Genomic DNA, 14,854 nt, shown 5'->3' with positions numbered 1-14,854 from the left:
TGGCGGACGGAACCCCGACGGTGAACGGGACGGCGCGGAGCCGGACTTGGCATCGGCCTTGTGGACGTGGACCTCGCCCCCGCCACCCCGTCACTCCGCCCGTCGCGCCCGATGCGCCATCCACGCCGCCACCGCCGCCCCCGACACGTTGTGCCACACGGAGAACACGACGGCGGGCAGCGCGGCCAGCGGGCTGAAGTGGGCGGTCGCGAGGGACGCGGCGAGCCCGGAGTTCTGCGTGCCGACCTCGAAGGCCATCGCCCGGGAGGCGGGCGGGCCGAGCCGGGCCGGCTTCCCCGCGCCGTAACCGAGCGCGAGCCCGAGCCCGTTGTGCGGGACGACCGTGACGAGCACGGGCGCCGCCGCCGACTTGATGGCCGCCGCGCTGCCTGCGACGACCACGGCCACGATGACGGCGATGGTCACGGCCGACAGCCACGGCAGCGCGCCGAGCACGCGATCGACGTAGCGGCCGAAGAGCAGCCGTACGGCGAGGCCGCCGATGACGGGCAGGAGCACGGTCTTGAGGATGTCCGTCACCATCGAGCCCGCGTCCACCGGCAGGTACTCACCGGCGAGCAGCAGGGTGAGCGGCGGCGTCACGAGCGGCGCGAGCACGGTCGACACGGTGGCGACGGACACGGAAAGGGTCACGTCGCCGCGCGTGAGGTAGGTGACGACGTTGGAGGCGGTGCCGCTCGGCGCGCACCCTACGAGGATCACTCCGGCGGCCAACTGGGGCGAGAGGTCCAGGGCGTGGGTGATCAGCCAGCCGAGGCCCGACATGATCACGGATGGGGTCTCCCCTGCTCATCAAGGGCTTGGGGAAGGCGACCAGGCCGAGCGCCACGGCCCAGGGGCGGCGCGCGACGCCCTGGAAGTCCTGCGGCGTCATCGTCAGGCCCATGCAGAACATGACCACGCCGAGCAGGTACGGCACGCTCTCCTTCCAGCCCCCGAAGGTGCCGGGCGTCGCGAGGCCGACGGCACCCGCGGCGAGGACGAGCACGGGGAAGACGGTGACGGCGCGGCGGGCGGCGCGTCGGTGGCGCCGCCCTCATTTGGCGGCGTCGCAACTCCCCACCGGCGTCACGGAGATGACGGTACGGGCGGGCAGCGTCACCCGCTTCTCCTTCGCGCCCTCCCCGCTCTCGGCCCGCAGCGACACCCCGTCCCGCCCCGATCCCAGGAACTCCCCGCACCGCTCCCCGGACGTCGTGCTCACCCGCACCAGATGGTCCTTCGGGGACTCCGTCTCGACCCAGGCGACCCCGACGGCGAGGGCGGCGCACACGACGCCGGCCAAGCAGCACACCGACGCCCACCACAGCGACCTGACGACGCGCCGGACCTCGTCCTCCGTCCAGCGCCGCAGCGCCTGCCCGGCGAGCAGGGTGCGGTCGCCGAGCCGCCCGTGCGCCGCCCGCACGGCGAGCACGGACCCGGCGACGAGCAGCAGGAACGCGACGGCGACCAGGCCGGACGCCACCAGTCGGGCGGTGTCCGGCAGGCCGTTCAGATCATCGCGGCCCTTGAGCACGACCAGTACGGCAAGGAGTGCCGTCAGACCGGTCAGGCCCGTGCGCCAGCCCTCCGCCTGCCGCCGCAACTCGTCGAGCTGCGTGAACTCCAGCTCACGCGCCAGTTCCGCCCAGCGGCGGTCGGACTGGGCGGTCACGGCGTGCCGTTCGACGTGCCGCTCGGGGCGGGCGTCACCAGCGCCTGTACGCGCCAGCTGGCTCCGCACCCGACGAACACGGCGTTCGCCGGGAGCTGCGGATGCGGGTGCCCGCACTCGCAGAAGTGCCGCTCCTGGGCGAGCAGCGCGGCGTCCCCGGCAAGCGGCCCCTTGGTCCCGGCGCCCGTCCCGGTCCCGGGCACGCCGTGCCGGTACTCGGTGGCCGTCAGGCCGCGGCAGCGAGGGCAGTGCCCCCGCACCAGGGTGTGCCCTTCGGGCGAGGGGCTCACTGTGAACGTGTCGCTCACCTCGCCCAGGTCCGCGTCCGCGTAGGCGGTGTCGAACTGGTGCGAGGGCGGCGGGGGCTGCGTCATGAGGCGTCGTCCAGGTCGAGATCGAGGTCGAAGAGGGTGGCGTACAGGCGCAGGCGCTCGGTGACCCAGGCCTCGGACTCGCCGGTGGCGTCGGCGGCCCGTCCGATGTGCCGGGCGCCCACCTTGCCGGTGAGCGCGGGGAGCCGGCCGTCGAGGCCCACGGAGAGGAGCGCCAGGTCCTGCCAGAGGGGGACGGTGTCCGGCGGGGCGGGCAGGGGCGGCGATTCGGGGAGCAGGGGGAGGAAGGGGGCGACGCGGGCGAGCGTGCGGGGGACGGGCTCGCCGAGGCGGCCCGCGATGCTCACCAGGTCGAGGGGGCCGAAGGCCTCGTCGGCCGGGGACAGCCACTGGTCCGTGTTGAGGGCCACCAGGTCGCGGGCGGAGAGGGGGGTGGCCGGCAGGGACTCCTGGGCGGCCTCGGTGAGTTCGGGCACCAGGGCGCCGAGGGGGCGAAGGGCCGCGAGCGCGGCGTAGGCGGCGGCGGGGGTGATCTCCAGGCTGTCGGCGTATTCCGCGAGGGCGCAGGGCGTCAGGTGTTTCCAGACGGCGGCCGAGTACTGCGTCTCGATGTCCATGTCGTGGGTGAAGTCGAGGGCGTGCTGCTCGACGAGGGCCGAGACTTCGCGTGAACCGGGCCGGTGGGAGGCGAGGTCGTCGGGCAGGGGCGGCACCGTCAGACCGAACCGGTCGGCGTCCTGGCGGGCGAGCGACCACATGTCGGCCAGGGTCTCGCGGAGGCGCTCCGCGGTGTAGTACAGCCCGGAGCCGGTCAGTTCGTCGGCCGGGTCGTCCTCCCTGGCGTAGACGGCCTCCTTGCCCGAGAGCGCGATGCGGCTGCGCAGCGGCAGCGTGGGCCACTCGGCGACGAGGTCCACCCGGTCGGGCAGGCGCACCCCGGCGGCCCGCAGGTCGGCCGCGACCTGGACGACGTCGGCCCGGTGCTGCAGGGCCTTGGCGGCCCGCCCCAGTGCCTCGTACCCGATGCCGTCCTCGAGGTGGGCGCCGAAGCGGTTCAGCTTGCGCACGAGCGCGCCCGTGTCGGCGCAGGGCACGACGCGGCCGTCGCCGTCCGCGTACCGTCGCTCGTACGAGAGACCCGTCGCCGCCGCCGCGCGCGCCAGGTGCTCCGACGCGTCCGCGAGATCGGTCTCCCAATGCGCGGCCATGGCCACGGTCGCACCCCAGCGCAGCGTCCGGCTGCCGTCCGGGGCCGGAGGAGCGAACTCGGGCAGGACGAGCCGGAGTTCCCTGTCGAGGTCCGCCCAGGCCTTGACCACGTCCGTGGCGGGTACCGTCCAGCCGAGCCAGGCGAAGTCGGCCAGTACCCGCAGGATGTCCGCCGGTTGTCTGTCGGTGGTCCGCTGCACCCGGAGGACCTGCGACGGGTCCGTCACGGGCCTGAGCTTGTCCTCGTACACGTTGTTGGAGCGCAGGAAGAGCACATCGACGTCCTCTTGAGTGCACACATAGTGCTGGTGGTGCGGGGGGACCGGGGGCAGGGGCTCACCGTGGAGCGGCATCCAGCGCGCATGGCGGGCGACGACGTCACCGAGCGGTTCGCCGAACGCCTCGGACGCCAGGACCAGGCTGCCGCGGCCGTGACTGACCTTGCTGTTGCCCTCCACGGCGATGAATCGGCCGGCGCCCGCCAGGATCTGCGCCAGGTTCCTGTCCTGGGCGTCGGGCACCCGGTCGAGATCGCCATCGAGCACCGCCGGAGGGGCCCCGGTGGGGTGCGCGATGCGCAGCCGCCGCTTGCGCCGCAGCGCCTCGGTCACGGGCATGCCCAGCGCGGCGGCCTGGTCGACGGTGTGCCACCACCTCCTGTTGGAGCCGTGCAGCGCGGCGTCTCCCGGTTCGGGCACGGGATGACCCACGAGGCTCTTGGGGGACGACTCCGTGTGGACGCTGCGCGCGAGGCGCAGCGCGGCCGCCCGCCAGGGGGCGAGGAGCCCGGCGTCGGAGCTGTGGCTCCTGCGGGTCGCGATGCCCTGGTCGGGGTGGAACCAGCCCTCGGAGTCGAGTGGGTGCCGCCCGTCCACCTCGCGCACCGGAGTGACACCCTTGCCCCGCCACTCCTGCCACAGCACCCGCGCCACCGGCAGGTTCTGCCGCTCCAGCTCCCAGAGCCACTCCATCGAGAGCCCCGGCCACTGGGCCAGCGGCACGGCGCCCGCGCGCCAGTTGTGCTCCTCCCAGCCCCGGTCGTACGCCTGCAACTCCTTGCGGCTGACGCTCAGCTGGCCCGCGTGCAGTCCGGTCAGGTTCAGTACGTAGCCGTAGGGCGCCACGTTCGTGGCGATGCCGTCGCACAGCACACCGCCCTTCCCGCCCACCCACCACAGCACTCCGGGCACGGCCTCCAGCGGTTCGAGGAGGTCGAGGCCCGCCCCCGACTGCAGCACCCCCGGCCGCCACTCGTGCGGAGGCCCCACCAGGTCCCGCACCTCCAGCTCGAACTCGCTCACCCGCACCAGCGGCCGCAGCGTGCCCACGCAGGACAGGCCGTCGGCCGTGCCGTCCGCCCGCAGGTAGAGGCGCACGCGCGTGCCGCCCTCCGGGAGGCCGTCGCCCGCGCCCTCGTGCCGCTGGATGCGGAACAGGCTGCCGCTGCTCGGGATCTCGACGCTCAGCGCCTGCGCGGCCGGAATGCCGTCGGGGCTGACCTGCCGCGTCACGATCGTCATCTCGTCGGCGAGCATGAAGTAGCTGAACACGCCGATGCCGAAGCGGCTGTTGGGGAACAGGCGCAGCTTCTGGTCGTGCCGCAGCCAGCGGGACTGCTCGCGCCGGAACGCCTTGGACTGCTCGAACCGGCTGCCGGCCCGTGTGAAGGTGTACTTCAGCTGCTCGGCGCTCATGCCGACGCCGTTGTCGCGGCACTCCACGTACCGGCCGCGCGCGTCCTCGCCCATGGTGATCGAGATCCGGCCGCGCCAGGGCGCGGGCTGCGGGCCCGCGCTGTCCAGGTAGTCCCAGCGCATCTGCCGGTACCGGCAGGCGTCCATGGCGTTCTGGTACAGCTCCCGCAGCGCCAGGTGGGGTTCGCCGCCGTACAACTGCTCGCCCATGAGCAGTTCACGGACCTCGGTCTGCGCCAGGTGGAAGCGCAGCAGCGGCACTTCGTACGTGGCCTGGCCGCCGCGCTGGCTCGCCCTCAGGTCGCGGTCGGTCACCCGCGTGGGCACGGCGGACAGGAGGCAGGCCTCCGCCTCGGGCAGCGTGCTCGCCAGGTCGGCGACCTGCGCGGCCAACTGGTCGGCCTGGTGCGCCACTTCGACGAGCGCGGCGTGCACCGCCTGGTGCGGGCAGGGCACGTCCAGGTGCAGGGCGCTGCCCTCGGGCTGCCAGCTGAGCAGGTCGGGGTGCGAGACGAGGCCGACGATCTCCTGCGGCAGGACCGGGTCGGACACGGCCAGGTGCTCGGCCACGACCTCCGGGAAGGCGCGCACGTCAAGGGACAGCACGCCCGCGAGCCGCAGGAGCGCGGCCAGCGGGCGCGTCCGCAGGGGTTGGTAGCCGCCCGGCAGCAGGACCTTCGCGGAACCCCGTTCGACGTCGCGCGGGGCGCCGGAGTCGTCGAGCGGCTCGTCGAGGCCGATGCCCGCGGCGGCCGTCCGCATCAGGCCGGACAGCTCGACGACCCGGTCCTGCGCGGGCGCGGCGCCGCCGAGCAGGGCGGTGGCCAGGGCGTCCGCGCACGGGGCGGGCACCGCCTCGTCGTCCGTCTCGAACCGGTCGGCCACCCACCGGTGCACCAGCCACATCGTGACGGCGACGGCGTCCTGGGGCCGCTCGCGGGCGTGGCACTCCGCGACCTTCCGCGCCACGCGCGCGTACTGGTCGCCGACCTGTTCGTAGTGCCTGCGGTGGGCGTCCGCGCCCGGCACGCGCTCCAGCGACTCGGGGCCGAACTCGGCCGCCTGGCTCAGCCGCTCCGCCCAGGCCGCCTCCCGCAGGAACGGCGCCGCCACGAGCGCGGCCACCTCCACCGCGGACAGCTTCGCCCCGTCCGGCAGCAGCGACGGCAGCCGGTCGCAGAGCAGCCGCACCGGGTAGGTGTCGTCGGCCCACGGGTCCTCGAACGGCAGGCGGATCTGGGCGAGGTGCAGCGTGTGGGCGCAGCGCTCCACGAACGCGCTCAGGCAGTCCTGGAAGCGCTGGACGCCGTCCTCGTCGCGGGGCTCCACGCGCTCCCACAGGGGCGTGGTCCGCACGGCGTCCTGCCAGGCCTCAAGGAGCGGCCGCCCCTCGCAGATCTCCGTGGCCCTGGTCCGCTCCTCGAAGTTGGTGCCGTAGCGGATGTGCGCGTTCTGCGTGTGCCCCTGCCGGTGCGCCACCGCCTTGGCCCGCGCGGCGGCCTTGGCGAACACGTCCTCGACCGTGCGGGCGGGCGCCAGCGGGCCGAGTGCCTCGGCGAGGCCGCGGGTGAAGAAGCTGCCCTCGCCGGTGTAGCCGCTGCGCTCGCCCTCCTTGCAGCCCGTGAGGACGGCGAAGCCGCCGCCGGGCGGGCCGTTGTCGACGCTGTTGCCGAACGGCACGCCGTCGCCGGGGAGTTCGGTGCGGCAGGCGTCGATGGCCCACAGCACGGTGCCCGCCCTGGACGACTTCAGCCAGGGACTGATGGCGGTGGGCAGCAGGGAGTCCAGGTACGGCTCCTGCCAGTCGCCGTCGGGCGGCGGCACGGCGTCGAACGGCACCAGGTAGTCGGTGCCGCGGACGCGGACGCCGTGCCCGCTGAAGTAGAGCAGCAGCGTCCCGCCCTCGGGGACGGCGCACGCGGTCTCGTGTATGCGTGCCCTGATCTGGCTGATCCCGGCGTTGTGCAGGGTGGTGACGTCGTAACGCGCCGCCGCGAGCGCCGAGTTCATCAGCCGCAGGTCGGCGTCGACCGCGTCGTCGAGGGGCTCCAGCAGCCCGTCCGCCGCGGGCACGTGCCCGACTCCGATCAGCAGCGCCGTGCGCGCCGGTGCCATGTCGTGGTCCCTCCCACCGGCCGCGCCTCCGGGCCGGAGCACCATTCTGGCACCGCGCGAGCCCGCTCAGGCGGGCGTCGGAGGCAACGGCAGCGGCAGCCCCGGCAGCCCGTCGATGCTCGTCGCCACGTGCTCCTTCTTCGTGAAGTACGCGTCCAGCGAGGCGTCGTCCTCGCGCGCGAACCGCTTGGCGTGCAGATCGCGGTCCTCGTCGTACGTCATGAAGGGCACCGCGTAGCCGCAGGTGTCGCGGATCAGTTCGGCGCTCACGACGATGATCGCGCGCAGGCCGTGCCGGGACGTGTCGACGCCGGGGAAGCGGGCGAGGAGTTCGGGGAAGCGCGGGTCGTCGCGGAAGACGGGCTCGCCGCGGCCGTGCACGCGGACGATGTTGGGCGGGCCCTGGAAGGCGCACCACATGAGCGTGATGCGGCCGTTCTCTCGCAGGTGGGCGACGGTTTCCGCGTTGCTGCCCGCGAAGTCCAGGTAGGCGAGGGTGAGGTCGTCGAGTACGGCGAAGGAGCCGGTGACGCCCTTGGGGGAGAGGTTGATCGTGCCGTCCTCGGCGAGGGGGGACGTGGCGGTGAAGAAGATCGGCTGGGACTCGATGAAGGTGCGGAGTCTGCCGTCGATGCGCTCATAGGTCTTTCCCATGGCTAAGGATTATGGACTCCTTTAGTTCGCCTGTCTAACTATTCCGGGCGCAGCCCCGCCCTGTCGGGCGGTCGCCCTCCAGTTCACTCCGGGGCTGGATTGACGAAGCATGCAGAGCAATGCATACTCATGCATGTCAGTGACTGCACTGCACTGAGCGAGCGAATGCACTGTGAGGAGAAACCCGTGACCGAGCGCGTCGTACTCGCCTACTCGGGCGGCCTGGACACCTCCGTCGCCATCGGCTGGATCGCCGAGGAGACGGGCGCCGAGGTCATCGCCGTTGCCGTGGACGTCGGCCAGGGCGGCGAGGACCTGGACGTCATCCGCAAGCGCGCGCTCGCCTGCGGTGCCGTGGAGGCGGAGGTCGCCGACGCCAAGGACGAGTTCGCCGAGGGGTACTGCCTCCCGGCGATCAAGGCCAACGCCCTGTACATGGACCGGTATCCGCTGGTCTCGGCCCTCTCCCGGCCCACCATCGTCAAGCACCTCGTCGCCGCCGCGAACAAGCACGGCGCCGGCATCGTGGCCCACGGCTGCACCGGCAAGGGCAACGACCAGGTGCGGTTCGAGGCCGGCATCCAGGCCCTCGGCCCCGACCTGAAGTGCATCGCGCCCGTCCGGGACTACGCGATGACCCGGGACAAGGCCATCGCCTTCTGCGAGGACAAGGGCCTGCCGATCGCGACCACCAAGAAGTCGCCGTACTCCATCGACCAGAACGTCTTCGGACGGGCCGTCGAGACGGGCTTCCTGGAGGACATCTGGAACGCCCCGATCGAGGACGTCTACGAATACACGTCGAACCCCGCGACCCCCCGCGAGGCCGACGAGGTCGTCATCACCTTCAAGGAGGGCGTGCCGGTCGCCATCGACGGCAGGCCCGTCACGGTCCTCCAGGCGATCCAGCAGCTCAACGAGCGGGCGGGCGCCCAGGGCATCGGCCGGATCGACATGGTCGAGGACCGGCTCGTGGGCATCAAGTCCCGTGAGGTGTACGAGGCCCCGGGCGCCATCGCCCTGATCACCGCCCACCAGGAGCTGGAGAACGTCACGGTCGAGCGTGAGCTCGCCCGGTACAAGCGGCAGGTCGAGCAGCGCTGGGGCGAGCTGGTCTACGACGGCCTGTGGTTCTCCCCCCTCAAGCGGGCCCTGGACGGCTTCATCAACGAGGCCAACCAGCACGTCACCGGCGACATCCGCATGACCCTCCACGGCGGCCGCGCCGTCGTCACGGGCCGGAAGTCCGAGGAGTCCCTCTACGACTTCAACCTCGCGACGTACGACTCGGGCGACACCTTCGACCAGTCCAAGGCGCAGGGCTTCATCGACATCTTCGGGCTCTCGTCGAAGATCGCGGCCAAGCGGGACCTGGCCTGAGGCCCTGAGCAGTAGCGTTGAGTTCCGCCTCCCCGCAGCGCGCGGCGCCGGGGAGGCGGACGCATATCACCCCTTCTTCGAGGAGCGCGTGCAGTGAGCAGCAACAGCGGTGACGTCCGGCTCTGGGGCGGGCGGTTCGCCGACGGTCCGGCAGAGGCCCTGGCCCAGCTTTCGGCCTCGGTGCACTTCGACTGGCGCCTCGCGCCGTACGACATCGCCGGTTCCCGCGCCCACGCGCGCGTGCTGCACAAGGCGGGCCTGCTCACCGCGGACGAGCTGACGCGCATGCTGGCCGGGCTCGACCAGCTCGAAGCCGACGTCGCCGACGGCTCCTTCGTCGGGACCGTCGCCGACGAGGACGTGCACACCGCCCTGGAGCGCGGCCTCCTGGAGCGGCTCGGCCCGGACCTCGGCGGCAAGCTGCGCGCCGGACGGTCCCGCAACGACCAGGTGGCCACGCTCTTCAAGATGTACCTGCGCGACCACGCCCGGATCATCGGCGGCCTCGTCGCCGAGCTCCAGGAGGCCCTGATCGGCCTCGCGGAGGCGCACCCGGACGTCGCCATGCCGGGCCGCACCCACCTCCAGCACGCCCAGCCGGTGCTCTTCGCCCACCATGTGCTCGCGCACGTCCAGTCGCTCTCGCGGGACGCCGAGCGGCTGCGGCAGTGGGACACGCGGACGGCCGTCTCGCCGTACGGCTCCGGGGCGCTCGCGGGTTCGTCGCTCGGCCTCGACCCGCAGGCCGTGGCCAAGGACCTCGGCTTCGAGCACGGCTCCGCCGCCAACTCCATCGACGGCACCGCCTCGCGGGACTTCGTGGCCGAGTTCGCCTTCATCACGGCGATGATCGGGGTGAACCTCTCCCGGATCGCCGAAGAGGTCATCATCTGGAACACGAAGGAGTTCTCCTTCGTCACCCTCCACGACGCGTTCTCGACCGGCTCGTCGATCATGCCGCAGAAGAAGAACCCGGACATCGCGGAGCTGGCGCGCGGCAAGTCCGGCCGCCTCATCGGCAACCTGACCGGCCTGATGGCGACCCTGAAGGCGCTGCCGCTCGCGTACAACCGCGACCTCCAGGAGGACAAGGAGCCCGTCTTCGACTCCTGCGACCAGCTGGAGGTCCTGCTGCCCGCCTTCACCGGCATGATGGCGACGCTCACGGTCCACCGCGAGCGCATGGAGGAGCTGGCCCCGGCCGGCTTCTCGCTCGCCACGGACATCGCCGAGTGGCTGGTGAAGCAAGGCGTGCCGTTCCGGGTCGCGCACGAGGTCGCGGGCGAGTGCGTCAAGGAGTGCGAGGCGGCGGGCATCGAACTCGACCAGCTCACCGACGAACAGTTCGCGAAGATCAGCCCGCACCTGACCCCCGAGGTCCGCACCGTCCTGAACGTCCCGGGCGCGTTGGCGTCCCGCGACGGCCGCGGCGGCACGGCACCGTCGGCGGTGGCGACACAACTGGCGGAGATCAAGGCGGACGTGGCGACGCAGCGGGAGTGGGCGACGGCATCATCCAGCCCCTCCGGCGGCTGAGGACGAGGCCGAAGGACGACAGAGCGGGGTCCCAGAGGCAGCAGCCCCTGGTTCGGGGAAACGGGCGGGCCTGGGGCGCTCCGCGAGGGCCCGCCCCCGCCCCGACGCCCACCGAGGGATACGTTGAAGGGGGTGCGCACTCCGCGCACCCCCGTGCCGCCTCCCCGAAAGCGTGGAGCCCCGATGTCCTTCGCCCGCCTGACCGCAGCGACCACGCCGACCGCCCACCTCGGCCTCGGCCTCGCAGCCGTCGGCAGGCCCGGCTACATCACGCTGGGCCGCGAGGAGGACCTGCCCGCGCGCAGCGTCGAGGCCCTGCGCGAGCGCGCCTTCGAACTCCTCGACGCCGCCTACGCGCTCGGCGTGCGCTACCTCGACGTGGCCCGCTCCTACGGCCGCTCCGAGGAGTTCCTGGCCGACTGGCTGCGCGCCCGCCCCGACATCCGGGACGTCGTCGTCGGCAGCAAGTGGGGCTACACGTACACCGCCGACTGGCGCACCGACGCCGACGCGCACGAGGTCAAGGACCACAGCGTCGCCGCGTACGACCGCCAGCGCGCCGAGACCGCCGACCTCCTCGGCGACCGGCTCGACCTCTACCAGATCCACTCGGTGACCCCGGAGAGCCCCGCCCTCACCGACAGGGAACTGCACGCCCGCCTCGCGGACCTGGCCGCGAGCGGCGTCACCGTCGGCCTCTCCGTGAGCGGCCCCGACCAGGCGGCCGCGATCCGCGCTGCCGTCGAGGTCACCGTGGGCGGCGAGCGGCTGTTCCGGACGGTCCAGGCGACGTACAACGCCCTGGAGACCTCGGCCGGACCCGCGCTCGCCGAGGCCCACGACGCGGGCCTGACCGTCCTGGTCAAGGAGGGCATGGCCAACGGCCGCCTGGCCGGACCGCAAGCACCGGCGGCCCTGCGCGCCGCCGCCGAGGCCACCGGTCTGGGCTGCGACGCGGTCGCCCTCGCCCTGGTCCTGCGCCGGCCCTGGGCGGGCGTGGTCCTCTCCGGCGCCGCCACCTCCGTACAGCTCGTGTCGAACCTGCACGCGACGGCCGTCGACCTGGACGCGGAGCACCTGGACCGCCTGGCGGACCTCGCGGAGGAGCCCGCAGCGTACTGGCGCACGCGGGCCGCACTGCCCTGGCACTGAGGCACGGCCGAGCCACCGAAGCCGCCGAGCCCGAGCCGCCGCTCCCCAAGTCACCGAACCCCCGAGCCACCGCGCCCTCTGAACCCCCGGGAGTCACCCACACCCCGTTCCGTGAGCGTCGCACGCCTCTGGTGAGACAAAATTGTCTCATGTGGTCTATGGTTGTCTCATGTCTGTCGACCGCGACCAGGTGCTGCGCAGCGCCGCCGCCCAGCTCACCCGCAAGGGCTCCTCGACCCTGGACGAGGTGGCCAGGGCCTCCGGCATCAGCCGTGCCACCCTGCACCGACACTTCGCCGGGCGCGACGCGCTCATCCGCGCCCTGGAGGAGCTGGGTCTCCAGGAGTGCGAGTTGGCCCTCGACGCCGCGCGGCTCGGCGAGGGCAGCGCGCAGGACGCGCTGCGGCGCCTGATCAAGGAGATCGAACCCGCCGCCGGTCTGCTGGCGTTCCTCGTCACGGAGAACCAGCTGTTCGAGGGCGAGGACCGGCACGAGGGCTGGTCCCGGATCGACGACCGGATGGCGGAGCTGTTCCGGCGCGGCCAGGAGAGCGGGGAGTTCCGCATCGACCTGAGCACGGCCTGGCTCACCGACGCCCTCTACGGCCTCATCGGCTCCGCCGCCTGGGCCGTGCTCGACGGCCGCGTCGCGGCCAAGGACTTCTCATATCTGATCGCCGAACTGCTGATCGGCGGCGCACAACGGAGAGTGGAATCATGACAAGCACCGAACAGCGCGTACGGCCCGCGGAGGTGGAGCGGCACCCCGGCCGCTGGCTCGCCCTCGCCGTGCTCGCGCTGGCCGTGCTGCTCGTCGCGGTGGACGCGACCGTCCTCGGTCTCGCGACGCCGTACATCAGCGAGGACCTGAAGCCGTCCGGCAACCAGCTGCTGTGGATCGGCGACGTCTATTCGTTCGTGATCGCGGGCCTGCTGGTGTCCATGGGCAGCCTCGGCGACCGCATCGGCCGCAAGAAGCTGCTGCTCACGGGCGCTGTCGCGTTCGGCGCGGTGTCCGTGCTCAACTCGTACGCCACGACGCCGGAGTTGATGATCCTGGCGCGTGCCCTGCTCGGTGTCGCGGGCGCGACCCTGATGCCGTCCACGCTGGCGCTGATCCGGAACATCTTCCACGACCCGCGCGAGCGCAGCATCGCCGTCGGCGTGTGGGGCGCGATGGCGTCGGCGGGCGCGGCGGTCGGCCCGGTCGTCGGCGGCTTCCTGCTCGAACACTTCTGGTGGGGCTCGGTCTTCCTGATCAACCTGCCGGTGATGGCCGTCCTCGTCCTCGTCGGCATCAAGCTGCTGCCCGAGTCCAAGAACCCGGCGCCGGGCCCCTGGGACCTGATCAGCGTCGCCCTGTCACTCATCGGCATGATCGGCATCGTGTACGCGATCAAGGAGACGGCGGCCCACGGCCTGCGCTGGGACGTCGCGGCCTCCGGCGCCATCGGTGTGGCGGCCCTGGTGTGGTTCGTACGCCGCCAGCTCACGCTGCCCGCGCCGCTCCTGGACATGCGGCTGTTTCGCAACCGAGGCTTCTCGGCGGCCGTCATGGCGGACCTGCTGACCATCCTCGGCCTGTCCGGCCTGGTCTTCTTCCTCTCCCAGTTCCTCCAGCTCGTCCAGGGCAGGCAGCCGTTCGAGGCGGGCCTCGCGGAGCTGCCCGCAGCCGTGGGCGCGGTGGCGGCGGGCCTGATCGCGGGCACCGTGGCGCGGCGGTACTCGGTGCGCGCCGTGGTCGCGGGCGGACTCGCGGCGGTGGGCCTCGCGCTCGCCGCGATGACCGTGCTGAGCCAGTCGACCGGCTATCCGCTGCTCGGCGCGGCGCTCCTGGTCGTCGGCATCGGCGCCGGGTTCTCCTTCACGGTGACCGCCGACGTGATCCTCTCCAGCGTGCCGAAGGAGCAGGCGGGCGCGGCGTCCGCGGTCTCCGAGACGGCGTACGAACTCGGCGCGGCCCTCGGCATCGCCCTGCTCGGCTCCATCGTGACCGGCGTGTACCGCGACTTCACCGCCCCGGCAGGCACCCCGGCCGACGCCGCCTCGGCCGCCCACGACTCCCTGGGCGGCGCCGTCGAGGCGGGCTCCGGACTGCCCGCGCGCACCGCCGAGCCCTTGGTCGCGGCGGCCCAGGACGCCTTCGTGGACGGCTTGCGCCTGGCCGCGGGCATCGGCGCGGCGGTCCTGCTCGCGACGGCGGCAGCGGCGTGGTTCCTGCTGAAGGGCCAGAAGCTGGAGGACGGCCTGGAGCACTGAGCGCTGTGCCCACCCGTTCCGCCCTGCGGAACGGGTGGGCACAGCCCCCGGCGCCGGGTGCGGAAACGGAGAACGCCCGCCCCGGTGCCGGGGAAGTCGCCCCAGCCCCGGTGCGGGCGCACCAGACCTCTCCGCTCAGCCCCGCAGGGCTACGCCGCCTTGGCCTTCGTGGCGTACATGTCCACGTACTCCTGCCCGGACAGCAGCATGACCTCCGTCATCACGGAGTCCGTCACCGCGCGCAGCACATAGCGGTCGCGGTCCATCCCGTCGTACCGCGAGAACTCCATCGCCTCGCCGAAGCGGACGGTGACCTTGCCCGGGTGGGGCAGGCCCTTGCCGCCGGGCTGCAGCTTGTCCGTGCCGATCATCGCGAACGGCACGACCGGCGCCCCGGTCATCAGGGTCAGTCGCGCGATGCCGGTGCGACCGCGGTAGAGGCGGCCGTCGGGGGAGCGGGTGCCCTCCGGGTAGATGCCGAAGATCTTGCCCTCGTCCAGGACGCGCTTGCCGGTCATCAGCGCGGCGACGCCGCCCCGGCCGCCGTCACGCGCCACCGGGATCATGCCGACACCGGTGAAGAACCAGGCCATCAGGCGGCCCTTGAAACCCTTGCCGGTGACGTACTCGTCCTTGCCGATGAAGAAAACGGGCCGGTCGCACACCAGGGGCAGGATCATCGAGTCGATGAACGTCAGGTGGTTTCCGGCCAGAATGACGGGACCGGTCCCGGGGATGTTCTCGGCGCCTTCCACCCGTGGACGGAACATCAGGCGCAGGAACGGTCCGAGCACTGCCTTGATGAGCGCTAGACGGGACAACGGGTCCTCCGGTGTCAACGGGTC

10 protein-coding genes and 1 pseudogene are annotated in these 14,854 nt (G+C 72.6%); 5 read left to right on the top strand and 6 right to left on the bottom strand.

Features of this window, described 5'->3' with window-relative positions:
* Nucleotides 1–90: 90 nt before the first annotated feature.
* From ACZ6BG_RS26160 to ACZ6BG_RS26140, 5 genes and pseudogenes are all read right to left on the bottom strand, one after another.
* Nucleotides 91–1,009, bottom strand: a pseudogene (locus ACZ6BG_RS26160) (bile acid:sodium symporter family protein).
* Between the two features lie 48 nt (nucleotides 1,010–1,057).
* Nucleotides 1,058–1,678 (bottom strand): hypothetical protein, encoded by a 621-nt coding sequence (locus ACZ6BG_RS26155; protein ID WP_469005657.1) that lies wholly within the window; start codon nucleotides 1,676–1,678, stop codon nucleotides 1,058–1,060.
* On the bottom strand, nucleotides 1,675–2,052 hold the full coding sequence (locus ACZ6BG_RS26150; RefSeq protein ID WP_469005655.1) for a hypothetical protein: 378 nt from the start codon (nucleotides 2,050–2,052) through the stop codon (nucleotides 1,675–1,677). The genes ACZ6BG_RS26155 and ACZ6BG_RS26150 overlap by 4 nt, the downstream gene beginning before the upstream one ends.
* On the bottom strand, nucleotides 2,049–7,028 hold the full coding sequence (locus ACZ6BG_RS26145) for an HD domain-containing protein (RefSeq protein ID WP_469005653.1): 4,980 nt from the start codon (nucleotides 7,026–7,028) through the stop codon (nucleotides 2,049–2,051). Before ACZ6BG_RS26145 ends, ACZ6BG_RS26150 begins: the two co-directional genes overlap by 4 nt.
* 66 nt (nucleotides 7,029–7,094) lie before the next feature.
* A complete protein-coding gene (locus ACZ6BG_RS26140; RefSeq protein WP_469005651.1) occupies nucleotides 7,095–7,682 on the bottom strand; it encodes a pyridoxamine 5'-phosphate oxidase family protein in 588 nt (195 codons plus the stop codon).
* 186 nt (nucleotides 7,683–7,868) lie between these two features.
* Here ACZ6BG_RS26140 and ACZ6BG_RS26135 point away from each other — a divergent pair, with 186 nt between their 5' ends.
* The 5 genes from ACZ6BG_RS26135 to ACZ6BG_RS26115 all read left to right on the top strand — a co-directional run bounded on the left by ACZ6BG_RS26135 (nucleotide 7,869) and on the right by ACZ6BG_RS26115 (nucleotide 14,009).
* Complete coding sequence (locus ACZ6BG_RS26135; protein ID WP_469005649.1) at nucleotides 7,869–9,062, top strand: argininosuccinate synthase; 1,194 nt, start codon at nucleotides 7,869–7,871, stop codon at nucleotides 9,060–9,062.
* Nucleotides 9,063–9,155: 93 nt separating this feature from the next.
* Nucleotides 9,156–10,598: an argininosuccinate lyase gene (argH, locus tag ACZ6BG_RS26130; RefSeq protein ID WP_469005647.1), complete on the top strand. Its 1,443-nt coding sequence runs from the start codon at nucleotides 9,156–9,158 to the stop codon at nucleotides 10,596–10,598.
* Between the two features lie 183 nt (nucleotides 10,599–10,781).
* Nucleotides 10,782–11,750 carry an aldo/keto reductase gene (locus ACZ6BG_RS26125; protein WP_469005646.1) on the top strand — a complete coding sequence of 323 codons (969 nt, stop codon included), beginning with the start codon at nucleotides 10,782–10,784 and terminating at the stop codon, nucleotides 11,748–11,750.
* Nucleotides 11,751–11,919: 169 nt separating this feature from the next.
* Nucleotides 11,920–12,471, top strand: coding sequence for a TetR/AcrR family transcriptional regulator (locus ACZ6BG_RS26120; protein WP_469005644.1), 552 nt, complete (start codon nucleotides 11,920–11,922; stop codon nucleotides 12,469–12,471).
* Nucleotides 12,468–14,009, top strand: coding sequence for an MFS transporter (locus ACZ6BG_RS26115; RefSeq protein ID WP_469005642.1), 1,542 nt, complete (start codon nucleotides 12,468–12,470; stop codon nucleotides 14,007–14,009). The genes ACZ6BG_RS26120 and ACZ6BG_RS26115 overlap by 4 nt, the downstream gene beginning before the upstream one ends.
* Before the next feature lie 149 nt (nucleotides 14,010–14,158).
* Here ACZ6BG_RS26115 and ACZ6BG_RS26110 read toward each other — a convergent pair whose 3' ends face one another.
* Nucleotides 14,159–14,830: a lysophospholipid acyltransferase family protein gene (locus ACZ6BG_RS26110; RefSeq protein WP_234310970.1), complete on the bottom strand. Its 672-nt coding sequence runs from the start codon at nucleotides 14,828–14,830 to the stop codon at nucleotides 14,159–14,161.
* Nucleotides 14,831–14,854 lie beyond the last annotated feature (24 nt).

This window comes from Streptomyces sp. NPDC041205 (genome assembly GCF_055591765.1).
This window is presented reverse-complemented; position numbering and strand designations above follow the sequence as displayed.

What these genes read in the sequence shown, in the direction of transcription:
- ACZ6BG_RS26150 (WP_469005655.1), bottom strand. Translation starts at nt 2,052, where the DNA reads ATGACGCAGCCCCCGCCGCCCTCGCACCAGTTCGACACCGCCTACGCG.
- ACZ6BG_RS26145 (WP_469005653.1), bottom strand. Translation starts at nt 7,028, where the DNA reads ATGGCACCGGCGCGCACGGCGCTGCTGATCGGAGTCGGGCACGTGCCC.
- ACZ6BG_RS26140 (WP_469005651.1), bottom strand. Translation starts at nt 7,682, where the DNA reads ATGGGAAAGACCTATGAGCGCATCGACGGCAGACTCCGCACCTTCATC.
- ACZ6BG_RS26125 (WP_469005646.1), top strand. Translation starts at nt 10,782, where the DNA reads ATGTCCTTCGCCCGCCTGACCGCAGCGACCACGCCGACCGCCCACCTC.
- ACZ6BG_RS26120 (WP_469005644.1), top strand. Translation starts at nt 11,920, where the DNA reads ATGTCTGTCGACCGCGACCAGGTGCTGCGCAGCGCCGCCGCCCAGCTC.
- ACZ6BG_RS26115 (WP_469005642.1), top strand. Translation starts at nt 12,468, where the DNA reads ATGACAAGCACCGAACAGCGCGTACGGCCCGCGGAGGTGGAGCGGCAC.